This is a genomic window from Acinetobacter sp. P1(2025) (genome assembly GCF_051390655.1).
Taxonomy (GTDB): Bacteria; Pseudomonadota; Gammaproteobacteria; order Pseudomonadales; family Moraxellaceae; genus Acinetobacter; species Acinetobacter junii.
The window spans coordinates 1-13,309 of record NZ_JBPKBJ010000010.1; the positions used below are offsets into that span (position 1 = coordinate 1).

Sequence of the window (13,309 nt, forward strand, 5' to 3'; positions counted from 1 at the left end):
GGTGCTTGGTGATTTACTTAATCAGATTCCACAAGATGAGCAGATTGACTCTGTTTATACCGATGGAGCTTATGACACCAAGCAATGCCGTCAGGTCATTGCAGATCGGCAAGCACATGCGGTGATTCCACCTAGAAAAAATGCGAAACCATGGAAAGATACAAAGAGTAGCTCGCTAGAGCGAAATGAATTACTTCGAACAGTTAAACGTTTAGGCAGGACATTATGGAAAAAATGGTCAGGCTATCATCGCCGCAGTTTGGTGGAAACCAAGATGCATTGCATCAAATTATTAGGCGATAAATTAATGGCAAGAAGCTTTCCTAGTCAGGTGAATGAAATTCATGCACGTGTAGCAGTCCTCAACAGATTTACGGAATTAGGTCGACCACTTACCCAAGTTACGCCTTAAATTTGGCTCAATTAGGGGCGCTTTGCATTTCAAATCTTTGTGCAACAAAGCCGCATGCCTCTGGTCGTGGCGTGCGTGATCAAAATCGGGCCTTATGGGGTGGCTTTTCATTATTGGCAAAAACAGGACATTGTTTCTTTGCTGGTGATACGGGATATTCTCCGCATTTTAAAAAGATTCATGAGCGTTATGGCGATGCCCGTGTAGCGCTATTACCAATAGGGGCTTATGAACCACGTCAATTGATGCGTTTTGTTCATATGAATCCACAAGATGCTTTTCATGCACACTTAGATCTACATGCCCACCGATCATTGGCGATTCACTATCGAACTTTCCAGCTCACCGATGAAGACCGTGATGCACCTGAACATGAGTTGCAACAAGCAATGAAGTCCTCGTCAAAATTGGTCAATCCATTTTATTGTATAAGAGAAGGACATTTTATTCGTGCTTGATCTGTTTGAGGGCATCAATACACCACAATGCAATAATTGAAAGGCTAATCAATCCTAGATTCATGACGACAGGATTAAATGCTTGGTAAATTCGGTTTGGGTAGATCAATAAAACGAAAAAAAATAACCCAATCAAACTGATAATATTTAGCCAGTGTAAATATCGCTGCGTAAACAATAAAAACATAAAACCGAAGATAATTTCAGCGATCCCTGAAAGTGAAATGATCCAGAAGATATACTCTGAAGCTAAGCCCATGTATTGCCAAATGTATTGTTCATCTTCTACTTTAAAAATCAATTTTGGAAATAAACCCTGATAAATCCATAGTAAGGCAATCATCCATTGACTGAATTTCAAAATGCGTTGATGGGTTTGGATTAATTTATTCATGAGACCATATCATCAGTTAAAAAATGCGCCGCGATTTCAGGTGTCATTCTGTAGCATTGTTCAGTCTTGCCAAAAACACGATAACGGTTGAGCGCAATTCGTCGGTATCCAAAATCTCGGATCACTTTGGGAATAAACTGAGTGTACTGAAGTGTTGAATATGGAAAAGATAAGTGCTTAATGATTCTGATAAAAGCAGTTGATTCTGTATACAGTTTTCCACGCTCTACTAATACCATTGTTTCAAAATGATCAGTAGGAAGTTGATATATCGTTAAAATACGTTGACCTATTGGTGACTGAACTGATGCTAACTTGAATTGAAGTTGAGGATCATTTTTCACCATGAAATCTGCCCATGCAGAGCATAATACACAATGAGCATCAAACAAGATGATGCTATTGGTTTGGATTATATGATCGAGTGAAGTAGTCATTGTTATTATTTTCCTGATTCATTGTTGTGATCATAGTTCAAAATCCAGCATAAAAAAATGAAGAACCATAAAAGGTTCTTCATTTCTTCATTTTAAGGGGATTTAGGCAAGATCAAATCGATCTGCATTCATCACTTTTACCCAAACTTTCACAAAGTCTTTAACGAACTTTTCTTTATTGTCATCTTGAGCGTAGACTTCAGAATAGGCACGTAAAATCGAGTTCGAACCGAAGACTAAGTCAACACGACTTGCAGTCCATTTAACTGTACCTGTGTCACGTTCAACGATGTTGTAACTATTTCGACCAGTTGGCTTCCAGTTGTATTTCATGTCTGTCAAATTCACAAAAAAGTCATTGCTCAGAACACCTACTCGATCGGTCAATACACCTTGAGGATTATCGCCATAATTTGCACCTAACACACGCATACCACCGATCAATACGGTCATTTCTGGTGCTGTTAAACCTAAGAGTTGAGCCTGATCTAACAACAACTCTTCAGGCGTTACATCATAGTGTTGTTTCTGCCAATTACGGAAACCATCATGCAATGGTTCTAACGGCTCAAAAGAGTAAACATCAGTTTGTTCAGCTGTTGCATCGCCACGACCTGCAGCGAATGGTACAGTGATGTTGACACCTGCTTTATGAGCGGCTTGTTCGACCGCAGCAGTACCACCAAGTATGATCAGATCTGCAAGGCTCACTTTTTTAGCCAAACTCGCTTGAATTGACTCTAAAACTGAAAGGACTCTTTGTAAACGTTCTGGTTCGTTAGCTACCCAATCTTTCTGTGGAGCTAAACGGATACGTGCACCATTTGCACCACCACGGAAGTCCGAACCACGATAGGTGCGCGCGCTGTCCCATGCCGTTGTAATAAGATCAGAAGCAGAGAGCCCACTTGCCAGTAACTTCGCTTTAAGTTCTGCAATTTCACCATCTGTCAAAGTGTAATCCACTGTTGGGATAGGATCTTGCCAAATCAAATCCTCTTGTGGAACATCTGGTCCTAAATAACGGCTTTTTGGCCCCATATCACGGTGGGTTAACTTAAACCATGCACGAGAGAATACTTCAGCCAAATAAGCTGGATCGCGATAGAAACGTTCAGAAATTTTACGATATTCTGGATCAATTTTGAGTGCCATATCGGCATCAGTCATGATCGGATTTCGGCGAATATTCGGATTGTGGGCATCAACAGGTTTATCTTCTTCTTTAATATTAATCGGTTCCCATTGATGAGCACCTGCAGGGCTTTTACGCAGTTCCCAATCATAGGTAAATAATAAATAGAAGAATTCATTGTCCCATTTGGTTGGATGTGTTGTCCAAGCGCCTTCGATTCCACTGACCATGGTGTTTGCACCATTTCCCGTACCTTCAGAGTTGTGCCAACCTAAACCTTGGAACTCGACATCAGCGCCTTCAACATCAGCACCTAGATTTTCTGCTTTACCATTACCGTGTGCTTTACCAACAGTATGACCACCAGCTGTTAATGCGACTGTTTCTTCATCATCCATCCCCATACGGTCAAATGTGGTGCGCATATCTTGAGCTGTTTTCAGTGGATCAGGTACACCATCAACACCTTCAGGGTTTACGTAAATTAAACCCATTTGTACAGCTGCAAGTGGATTCTCTAATGAAGTACGATCTTGATCATTTTCATAACGATTTTTGGTTGCATCCAACCATTTTTTCTCGCTTCCCCAGTACACGTCTTTTTCAGGTGCCCAAATATCGACGCGACCACCAGCAAAACCAAAAGTTTTCAACCCAGCAACTTCATAGGCTACTGTACCAGCCAGCACGATTAAATCGCCCCATGAGATTTTGTTGCCATATTTACGTTTAATTGGCCAAAGCAAACGGCGGCCTTTATCTGTGTTGACATTGTCTGGCCAGCTATTAAGAGGAGCAAAACGTTGATTACCTGTGTTCGCTCCACCGCGACCATCCTGTTTACGATAGCTACCTGCAAGATGCCAAGCGGTACGAACCATCATGCCAACATAACTGCCCCAATCGGCTGGCCACCAGTCTTGACTGGTATTAATTAATTCTCGTAAATCTTGTTTAACGGCTTCTAGATCAAGTTCAGAAAATGCTTTTGCGTAATCGAAATCAGGATCCATGGGATCAGTTTTCTTATCATGTTGATGCAAAATGTCGAGGTTTAGTGCATTTGGCCACCATGCCATTGGCCCACCATGAACCTCGGTATTACCACCATGAATGACAGGACATTGTCCTGAAGTCGTTGTATTTGATTGTACTTTATTGTCTTGGCTCATGATCTTTCTCCAGCAAAGTGACCTGTGAGCGAAGTCACTTTTACTATTTACCGTTCAAAATGATGAATGCTTTAATGATTCATTACACAAATTGGGTATCGATCTGGGTGATGCCTAAATTTGATTGCATATGAATCAATTCACACTCTTTGTACTTTTACTCTAGGTTTGTGAAACCTTTTTTTCCAATGGATTAAAGTTGATGTCTTAAATGCTTTATTCGATTGAAGCTGATTAAATCTTAAACTTGAAATGCCGAAGTGTAGAGATGATATTTGTTATTTTTTTATAAAAATCATTTAAAAATATATATTTACAATTTCTGTTTTTTAGGGAGAGTAGATATAGTTTATCTAAAGTTCATAATTATAAATCGTTTTAAATCCGTCAATGCATAACAATTTTCATGTAGTAGTTCTGTAAATTGTGCTCAGTGTATCCAGTTTCTTAGACTCTGTTGATGGTCTGTAAGCAAACAGGATTTGACAAAAATTTATGTTATTTTCGGATAAATGAAATGATTGGGAATAGCAAATGAAGAAAGCTGCGTTGGGTGTTGGTTTAACAATAACTATTCTAACGGGATGTGTTTCATCTCCTCAAAGTCAGGAGCGGGAAGCAAGCAATTCAAATTTACTCTCAGTTGAGTTCGTTGGGAATAGTTCATATAAAGTCCCACAACAACAAGGTACAGTGCGTTTGTATGCTTTAGAAAAACGTATGGCTGATGCACCTGCCACTTTGATTCAAGAAAAAAAGGTTCAGGTTTCGCAGATTCCGTTTACGGTTGAATTTGCTATTCCTCAGAAGCATCGTGAGCATATTCAGCCCGCTGTGAAGGACAATGCAGAGCTAACTTAATTATGTTACTTGGGAAGCTGACGCAGCTAATCCAGTGACTAAAGATACAATTATGATTGATTATGATCGACAGTTTCCACGCGTAAGCTTGGGTGCAGGTAAACAACAAGTACTTTTACGTGATCGCCAATAATAGTGAATCTTCTGAATAGGAACATAGGGATATGTTTTGAAGCATTTAACTATTTTATTCTTTCAAAGAAAAAAGGATGATCCAATCAGATCATCCTTTTTGTTTTTTGTGCATTGAATTAAGCATTCAACATACGATTTGATTTCACCATGTCAGCTAAACCATGTGTTCTGAAATAATGTTCTAACCAACTTTTTACAATCAGTGGGTTATTCATTTTCAGTACTTCATCCAAAAGTTGTTTGGCATCGCTCATTGGAACATGACAAATTGCTTTTCGAACACGCAAGATATTACTTGAACTCATTGAAAGCGTATTAAAGCCCATCGCCATCAATAAAATCGCAGATAAAGGATCACCTGCCATTTCACCGCACACACTGACGGGTTTTTGATGGATGTGGCAGTCTTCAACTAAACGACTTAATGCACGCAAAACTGATGGATGAAAATGCGAATAAACGTTTGCAACATGAGGGTTGTTTCGATCGACTGCAAGTAAGTACTGGGTCAAATCGTTAGAACCGACAGAGAAGAAATCAACTAGCTCGGCAAACTCACTGATTTGAAAGAGGACACTAGGTACTTCGACCATAATTCCGATTTTTGGTCGAGTGATTTTAACTTGTTCTTCTTCTTGAACCGCAATCCAATCACGTTCCAATAAATAAAGAACTTCCTCAACTTCACTGACGCTTGTCACCATCGGCAATAAAATATGTAAGTTATTTAGACCAATACTCGCTTTTAACATCGCGCGAATCTGTGCAGAGAAAATCTCAGGATGGTCTAAGGTAAAACGCAAACCACGCCAACCTAAAGCCGAGTTTTCTTCTTCAATGCTGAAATAAGGCAAGTCTTTATCCGCACCAATATCGAGGGTACGCATAATCACTGGCTTATTTGCAAAGTGGCTTAGCTGTTGACGATAGATAGCACGTTGTTCTTCTTCACCTGGAAAGCGCTCACGAAGCATAAAAGGAATTTCACTACGGTATAGTCCGACACCTTTTGCACCACGTTGCACACCACGGACAACATCAATCATCAAACCTGTGTTGACGAATAGGGGAATTGATACACCATCAGGGGTAATTGCATCCTTGGTTTCATATTGCTTTAAGTCTTTCGCAATTTGTTCTTCTTCTTTTTGGACTTCTTTATATCGTTGGCGCAATCGACGTGGCGGATTAACGAAGACCCGACCTTGATAAGCATCGACGATCATTTCAATGTCATCAAGTGTGGTGATTGGTAACTCAGTGACACCAACAACTGTTGGAATGCCTAGCGCACGAGCCACGATCACCATATGTGAATTGGCAGCACCTTCAGAAGTAACGATTGCCGCAATATTATCAACAGGTAATTCAACCAGAGCAGCCGTACTTATTTCTTCACCAATCAGGATGCTATCAGGGCTCAGCTCTCGATGACTCGAATCGGCTTCTTGCAAACATGCCAAAATTCGACGACCTAGGTCTTTTAAATCTGAAACACGTTCACGCAGATAGTCATCTTCCATTTGCGCAAACAACGCAATATGTTTATCAATGACTTTACGGACAGCACCCTGTGCCCAACTTCCTGCTCGAATGTGGTCTTTAATTTCACTTGGTAATGCATTTTCATCCAACATTCTCAAGAACACACTAAATAAAGCACGTTCTTCAGACATGAGTGAGTCTTGCATTTTTTCATCTAAGGATTGAATTTCCTTACGTACAGAGGCAATCGCTTGATCTAGGAGTTCAAGCTCCTCACTAATATCTTCTGCTTCTCGATCTGGAATTACCGTAAGATCAGCAGGAGGGTAGAGCACAATTGCACGACCTAGCGCGACACCGCCTGCACCTGAAACACCTTGGAACGTTTTATATGTTGAGCCACTGGTAGGCTTACGGAAAACATCAATATTGCCAACGGCATGTGCATGTGCAATTACGCCAGAAAGCTGAGCACAAAGCGTCACGAGGAATGATTCAGCTGCTTCACTAAAGTCTTGTGGTTCTTTATTTTGAACAACTAAAACGCCCATAACCTTACGGCGATACATGACTGGTACACCAAGGAATGAGTTAAATAGCTCTTCACCTGTTTCAGGTAAATAAGCAAATCGGTCATGCTTGGGAGCATTGTCAAGGTTAACGATTTCTTCGCGTTGTCCAACTAAGCCGACCAGACCCTCACCAATATTTAATGAGACATGTCCAACTGCTTCAGGTTTAAGACCTTTTGAAGCCATCAACACATAACGTTTATTACGTTCATCCAATAAGTAAATCGAGCAAACATCTACATGCATCGCCTCAGCCACATGGTTGACCATAATGTCCAAGGAGTCATGCAAACTGACGGACGCATTGATTTCTTGCACAATGCGTCTAAGCGTGTCGAGTTGCATGTTTGACATGGATGTTTACTCCAATTTATAAATCGTTATGAACCTAGTTATAACAGCTCTCTAGTCAAAAATCATTGCTTAAAGTGATGATTTATTGATGTTTAGCGTTGTGGTAGTTGTAAACACAACTCCATCATGGCTTTACGGTAAACATCACGTTTGAAATTCACCACTTGACCTAATGGATACCAATAACTCACCCATTGCCATTCATCAAATTCGGGTGGGTCGGATAGGTTTAACTGAATATGATGCGGCGATGCCGTTAACTTCAGTAAAAACCACTTTTGTTTTTGTCCAATACATACGGGATCTGAATCTGACCGAATGTACCGATGTGGCAAACGATAACGCAGCCAACCTTTAGTTTGCGCTATAATCTGGACGTGTTCGGGCAATAAGCCGACTTCTTCTCTCAGTTCACGATAAAGTGCCTGTTCAGGGGTTTCTCCAAACTGGATACCTCCTTGTGGAAATTGCCAAGCATTGTGACCAATGCGCTTTGCCCATAAGACTTGTCCGTCATCGTTTGCCAAAATGATCCCGACGTTGGGTCGGAAACCTTCTGAGTCGATCATTTGGCTACCTAAATTTTGTCTATATCGTTGACTTTGATCTCGGGGACAGTCACTCTTCACGTCCAACTCGAAAAAGGTCAAAGTAAAATGTTTAAAATTGCTATGATCTTAACGAATTTCTATCGACTAGCGGAGATAGATTTACATTTTTTTTCTTAATTTTCAGTTTAAACGAGAAATTCTATGCAATTGGCTTTGTTTGATTTAGATCATACCCTGTTAAATACTGACTCTGACCATTCTTGGGGTGAATTTTTGGTCAATGAAGGTTTGGTAGATCCAGTTCATCATCGTCAAATGAATGACAAATTCTATGAAGATTATAAAGCTGGGCAACTTGATCCGATTGCCTACAATGAATTTGTATTCCAATTTTTAACTCAGCATGACAATACTTATTTAACTGAGTTACATCAGTTGTTTATGCAGAAAGTTATTCGTCCTAAAATGCGCCCTAAAGGTTTTGATGCAATCAAAAAACATCAAGATTTAGGACATGCGATTGTCGGGATAACTGCGACAAGTGATTTTATTACTGCACCGATTTTTCGTGAATTTGGTATTACTGAAATTATTGCGACAAATGCTGAAGTTGTAGACGGGAAATATACCGGTAAAGTGACTGGAATTCCTTGTTATCAAAAAGGCAAGCTTGCACGTTTGGATCAGTGGTTGGCTGGGCGAACAGTAGCTGAGTCATGGGCATATTCTGATTCGATTAATGATCGGTTCTTACTTGAGTATGCAACTCATGCAATTGCGGTAAATCCTGATGACCGCTTAGAAAAATTGGCAAAAGAACAGGATTGGGACATTCAAGACTGGTCGATTTAAGTTTCTGAATTTAGTTGTTTAAAAATAGACGTTGTAATGATGTCTATTTTTTATTTTTTATAAAGATGATATTGAATAAAAACATTGAATTAAGCTGGTATCAAGATTATAAGAATATAAAATTTTATTTAAAAAAATGATGAGGGGATAATGCCAAAAACACCACAAATTAAATTACCAAAACAACTTTGGAATGATGAAACGATTGATTTGACACGTCATAGTTATCAGGGAAAATTACTCAATAAAAGCGAAGGCTTTAAATTAGGTAAAGCTCAACGGAAAAAAATTCCACGCGAACAACTATCACAATTATCTGAACGCCCAAAGGGAACAACAGCACTCACGATTTATGATTGGAGCAATCAAGGACGTTTAGAATTGCTTAAACCAATTCGTGCAAAACGTATGAGCGTTTCACCATTTACCTTTTATCGTGGTATGCCTTCCTTGATGCTATTTGATCAAGCTTGGGAGCAGTCGAACTCTGGTCTATTCCAACAGATTTGTGGCGATTGTCATTTGAGTAATTTTGGTGGCTTTGCTAGTCCAGAACGTAACTTATTGTTTGGTATTAATGATTTTGATGAGACTTTGGTTGCGCCATTTGAATGGGATTTAAAACGTTTAGCTACCAGCTTTGTGATTGCTGCACGTGATATTGATCTTGCAGATAAAGTAGGTTTAAAAGCAATTAAAATAATGCTGAACAGCTACCGTCAGCATTTACTGGAAAATACGGAACTTTCACCATTACAAGTGTGGTACGAAAAAGTTGATGCCAGTACCTTGTTAGAAAATACTGAATGTCGAAAGCTAAGAAAAAAGCGTGCGAAGCATCTTGATTCGGCACAAAAAAGAAATGCATATTCTGTTTTGCCTAAGCTCACGCAAAAAGATGAAGATACAGGATTCCGCCATTTCGTGGATGATGCACCATTATTATGGCATCCAAATTCAGATGAACCATTTAGCAAAGATGTAGATATCTTCTTCAAACAATATCGTGAATCTTTGAAATATGATCGCCAAGTGCTCTTTGATCGTTATCAACGCACTGATGTAGCGTTGAAGGTAGTCGGAGTCGGAAGTGTGGGGACACGATCAGCCATCGCATTATTCCAGGATGCGGATCGTGAACCATTAATTTTACAAATGAAAGAAGCCAATCCTTCTATTCTTAGTCCGTTATTTTTGGACAAGGTGATACATGAGGGTGAGCGCGTAGTGCATGGTCAGCAACTCATGCAAGCCGCTAGTGATATTTTCCTAGGTTTCTCTTCAACACTTGATCAACATTTCCATGTACGCCAATTACGCGATATGAAAATTTCAGTTGATCTGAGTGATATGGATGATGAATATTTTTATGAATATGCTGAAAGTTGTGGTTTAGCTTTAGCTCATGCTCACGCTAAGGCTGGAAATGCTGATGTATTGATGGGATATCTCGGTGAGGGTGGTGCGATCGTAGAGGTATTGCAATCGTATGCAGAAGCTTATGCAGAACGCAATCTAAATGACTATCAGCAATTTATGAATGAAGTTGCTGATGGTAAGATTCAGCTCGCTGGAGATGATGCGCTGTAACAATAAGTATGCTGCTACAGATGATATGAAATAATTCGAAAGGTTAGAGAAAAATGTTTAATAAAATTATGTCTGGTTTGGGTCTTCAAGGCGTGACTGTAGAAACACGTTTACAGAATCCAAACTTGCAAGCAGGTGAGACACTGCATGGGGAAATTAGTTTCAAAGGGGGATCTTCTGATAAAGAAATTAATGGTCTTTATTTACAATTGATGACGATGGCAGAAGTAGAATCTGGTGATCATGAGTTTAATCAACCTTTGGTTTTACAAGAATGGTTAGTGAATTCGAGATTCTTATTACCTGCACATCAGGCTCATTCTTTCCCATTTAGTATTCAATTGCCTTTTGAAACACCAATTACAGAAGTTGCGTGTCGTAGAAATGGTGCGCGAGTTTGGATTCAGACTCATATGGATGTTGATTGGGGCTTAGATGCCACTGATCGTGATTATCTAAAAGTAGTACCAACAGCAGCAATGCAAAGCTTTTTACAAGCGATGCAACAGTGTGGTTTTGTTTTATCTACTGTTGATGTCGAAAAAGGACAGCTTACAGCTCGAAACTTTAGATCGACAATTGGCTGCTATCAGGAGTTAGAGTTTGTATCCTCACATATGTTTAGTGGCTTTAATGAGGTAGAAGTTTCATTCGTCGCAGAAGCACAGCAAACCCATATTATGTTAGAAATTGATCGTACATTCCGTTCAGATCAATTATTGACGATGACGATTTCAAATCAAAACCTTGATGTGAATCAAATTACACAGCAAATTCGCCGTTTATTACAGATTGCATAATCAAGTTAAAAGCCTCCCATTTGGGAGGCTTTTTTGTCATATAACTGTCATCTTTTCTTCTTAAGATAAAACTATGAAAATAAAAATAAATCAGGAAGAAAATACTTCCCCTAAGCTTGATGCGTTACTGAAACTAGATCGACAACAACAACACTTAAAAATACGATGGATTATATTGCCCATCTTGATTGTTCTACTAATGTTTAGTTGGCAACAACATCTGTTTACAGCTTGGGTGATTTTGCCGAGTATATGGATGCTGCTGGTCTTTAACCATTTACTGATCAGTCGAAGCAGAAGACAAAAACTACAAAAGATTCAAGAGATAAAACTTGACCCTGTTTTTATGCGATCGTTACAACAACGCTATCCGCATATTAGTTTAAAGCAATGTCGTCTGATAGAGGCAGGATTTATAGATTATCTAGCCCTGCATGCAATTCAACAGCAAGCATATGCAATGCCTTCAAACGCAGTCGATGCCTTATGGCATGAGATGTTGGAATATCCTGATCAATACAGAAAATTATGCATTCAGACTATTGGCCGAGAGTTGAATCATCATCCTTATGGTGATGAGACTCAACCAGAGCAACAAGCGAAGCAATTATTTGAAGCATGGAAATATAGTTGTATGTTGCATGGATATAATCCTAGAAACACGACGCAAATGTCTCGATTATTTGCAATTGACCAAGCTTTGAATTGGGAGCATGGACAACACTTTGATTTGGATAAAATGACTAAAGATTATGCAAAATACTTGCAAGAACAGTCGTCCTCATCATCGAGTTGTGGAAGTAGTTGTAGCAGTTGTGGTGGGGATTAAGTTTAATCGTTTTTCATCAGTTGAATCAGCTCTTCAGCAGCTCTAGATTGAATTCGCGCGGGATGCCAAACCATACCGAGTTGACGATTCATTTTTAAATTTAAATCGAGTTGTTTTAAATCTTCGTTTAGAAATGTTTTAGGCAAAACCGACCAACCCAAACCTATTGAAACAAGCATCCTGATAGATTCTAAGGGATTGTTACTCATGGTTATTTTAGGTTTTAGACCATTTTTTTCAAACTCTGACAACGTAATTTGACTCGTATAAGTTTGTGCAGCAGGCAAAAGACTAGGATAGGCGATCAAATCTTCAAGATTAAGTTGAGTTTGTTTTGCTAAAGGATGAAAAGGTGCGCTCACAAATACTAAGGGATCATTCCAAATGGTCACGTAGCTGAGTCGATCATCACCTGCTGGTGGTAACGTTAAAAAGGCAAGTTCTAACTCTCCCGCAAGGACTTGTTCATGTGCTTGTTCAGAGTCGACAAAATGCACATCTAAAGTGACTTGAGGAAAAAGTTGAACAAATTTCTTAAGTGGTTCGGCGAGATGATGTAGACCAATATGATGGCTAGTGCCAATTTTAAGGCGACCTTGTACCTGAGTCTGTTCATGGCTCAGTGTGTGGTGAATCTCACCTAATTCATTTAACCATGTCTTTACTTTTGGAAGTAATGAATGTGCAGCATGTGTTGGTTGAATACCACGACCTGCAGACTCAAATAATTTTACGCCAAAGTAATCTTCTAAACTATGAATACGTTTAGTGACTGCAGGTTGAGTGATAAACAATAATTCTGCAGCGGTTGAAATAGAACCTGTTTCCATCACTTTCACAAATGCTTCAAAAGCAGCGAGATTCATATTGGCTTTCCATAAGGCGTTTAAATTCGTTGTATATGCAACGGATAGGTTCTAGAAACGACTCCATACTTTTTCATGGAAGAAAAATGCAAAGGCTTGCACTGTTGGCTCAAGCAAACTGAGCGTTGCTGCCATGATCAAATTGCCTGTCACTAGATATGCCACCATCATAGCAACAGTGATGTGCATGATGTAGTAACTCAAGGTTTTTTTTAAAGTTCGTTGGTTATTTATCACGAATTTTTGAATATTTGCCATCTGCGTCACCATTTTAAATCTTAATTATTTAAATAATAATCATTATCATTTGTATTGTAAAAAAGAATTTTTAGCTTGTCGTTATTGGATTTATAAATGTATTTCCTAAAAATGAAATTAATTGTCTGGTTTTGAATAGTTGATTATT

General features: G+C 39.2%; 11 protein-coding genes and 3 pseudogenes. 7 read left to right on the forward strand and 7 right to left on the reverse strand.

The features are described 5' to 3' along the window. Positions 1-412, forward strand: a pseudogene (locus ACSC97_RS04210) (IS5-like element IS17 family transposase); the annotation flags it as partial. A gap of 53 nt (positions 413-465) precedes the next feature. Then, positions 466-870, forward strand: a pseudogene (locus ACSC97_RS04215) (MBL fold metallo-hydrolase); the annotation flags it as partial. On the opposite strand, the gene ACSC97_RS04220 reads toward ACSC97_RS04215, so the two are convergent. From ACSC97_RS04220 to katG, 3 genes are all read right to left on the reverse strand, one after another. Then, positions 857-1,264, reverse strand: a complete 408-nt coding sequence (locus ACSC97_RS04220) for a DoxX-like family protein (RefSeq protein ID WP_004957650.1) — start codon at positions 1,262-1,264, stop codon at positions 857-859. The pseudogene ACSC97_RS04215 and the gene ACSC97_RS04220 overlap by 14 nt on opposite strands. Beyond that, positions 1,261-1,701, reverse strand: coding sequence for a thiol-disulfide oxidoreductase DCC family protein (locus tag ACSC97_RS04225; protein WP_436659463.1), 441 nt, complete (start codon positions 1,699-1,701; stop codon positions 1,261-1,263). The genes ACSC97_RS04220 and ACSC97_RS04225 overlap by 4 nt, the downstream gene beginning before the upstream one ends. A 102-nt stretch (positions 1,702-1,803) precedes the next feature. After that, positions 1,804-4,008, reverse strand: coding sequence for a catalase/peroxidase HPI (katG, locus tag ACSC97_RS04230; RefSeq protein ID WP_436659465.1), 2,205 nt, complete (start codon positions 4,006-4,008; stop codon positions 1,804-1,806). A 534-nt stretch (positions 4,009-4,542) separates the two neighbouring features. Here katG and ACSC97_RS04235 point away from each other — a divergent pair. Beyond that, a pseudogene (locus ACSC97_RS04235) lies at positions 4,543-5,002 on the forward strand (hypothetical protein). A 118-nt stretch (positions 5,003-5,120) separates the two neighbouring features. On the opposite strand, the gene ptsP reads toward ACSC97_RS04235, so the two are convergent. Beyond that, the gene (gene ptsP / locus ACSC97_RS04240; RefSeq protein ID WP_004957663.1) at positions 5,121-7,415 is read right to left on the reverse strand and encodes a phosphoenolpyruvate--protein phosphotransferase; all 2,295 of its coding nucleotides are present in this window, start codon (positions 7,413-7,415) and stop codon (positions 5,121-5,123) included. A 92-nt stretch (positions 7,416-7,507) separates the two neighbouring features. Further along, positions 7,508-7,984, reverse strand: coding sequence for an RNA pyrophosphohydrolase (locus ACSC97_RS04245; RefSeq protein ID WP_004876647.1), 477 nt, complete (start codon positions 7,982-7,984; stop codon positions 7,508-7,510). Between the two features lie 183 nt (positions 7,985-8,167). On the opposite strand from ACSC97_RS04245, the gene ACSC97_RS04250 reads away from it, so the two are divergent. The 4 genes from ACSC97_RS04250 (at position 8,168) to ACSC97_RS04265 (ending at position 12,037) form a co-directional block, all read left to right on the forward strand. Further along, the gene (locus tag ACSC97_RS04250) at positions 8,168-8,818 is read left to right on the forward strand and encodes an HAD family hydrolase (protein ID WP_004957667.1); all 651 of its coding nucleotides are present in this window, start codon (positions 8,168-8,170) and stop codon (positions 8,816-8,818) included. Positions 8,819-8,968: 150 nt separating this feature from the next. Continuing rightward, positions 8,969-10,408 carry a DUF2252 domain-containing protein gene (locus tag ACSC97_RS04255; protein ID WP_419371862.1) on the forward strand — a complete coding sequence of 480 codons (1,440 nt, stop codon included), beginning with the start codon at positions 8,969-8,971 and terminating at the stop codon, positions 10,406-10,408. Between the two features lie 53 nt (positions 10,409-10,461). Next, a complete protein-coding gene (locus ACSC97_RS04260; RefSeq protein ID WP_004916626.1) occupies positions 10,462-11,208 on the forward strand; it encodes a sporulation protein in 747 nt (248 codons plus the stop codon). A gap of 73 nt (positions 11,209-11,281) precedes the next feature. Continuing rightward, positions 11,282-12,037, forward strand: a complete 756-nt coding sequence (locus ACSC97_RS04265) for a hypothetical protein (RefSeq protein ID WP_436659469.1) — start codon at positions 11,282-11,284, stop codon at positions 12,035-12,037. 2 nt (positions 12,038-12,039) lie between these two features. Here ACSC97_RS04265 and ACSC97_RS04270 read toward each other — a convergent pair whose 3' ends face one another. Next, positions 12,040-12,903 (reverse strand): LysR family transcriptional regulator, encoded by an 864-nt coding sequence (locus ACSC97_RS04270; protein ID WP_243483377.1) that lies wholly within the window; start codon positions 12,901-12,903, stop codon positions 12,040-12,042. Between the two features lie 51 nt (positions 12,904-12,954). Continuing rightward, positions 12,955-13,161, reverse strand: coding sequence for a DUF2061 domain-containing protein (locus ACSC97_RS04275; RefSeq protein ID WP_017397277.1), 207 nt, complete (start codon positions 13,159-13,161; stop codon positions 12,955-12,957). Between the last annotated feature and the right edge of the window lie 148 nt (positions 13,162-13,309).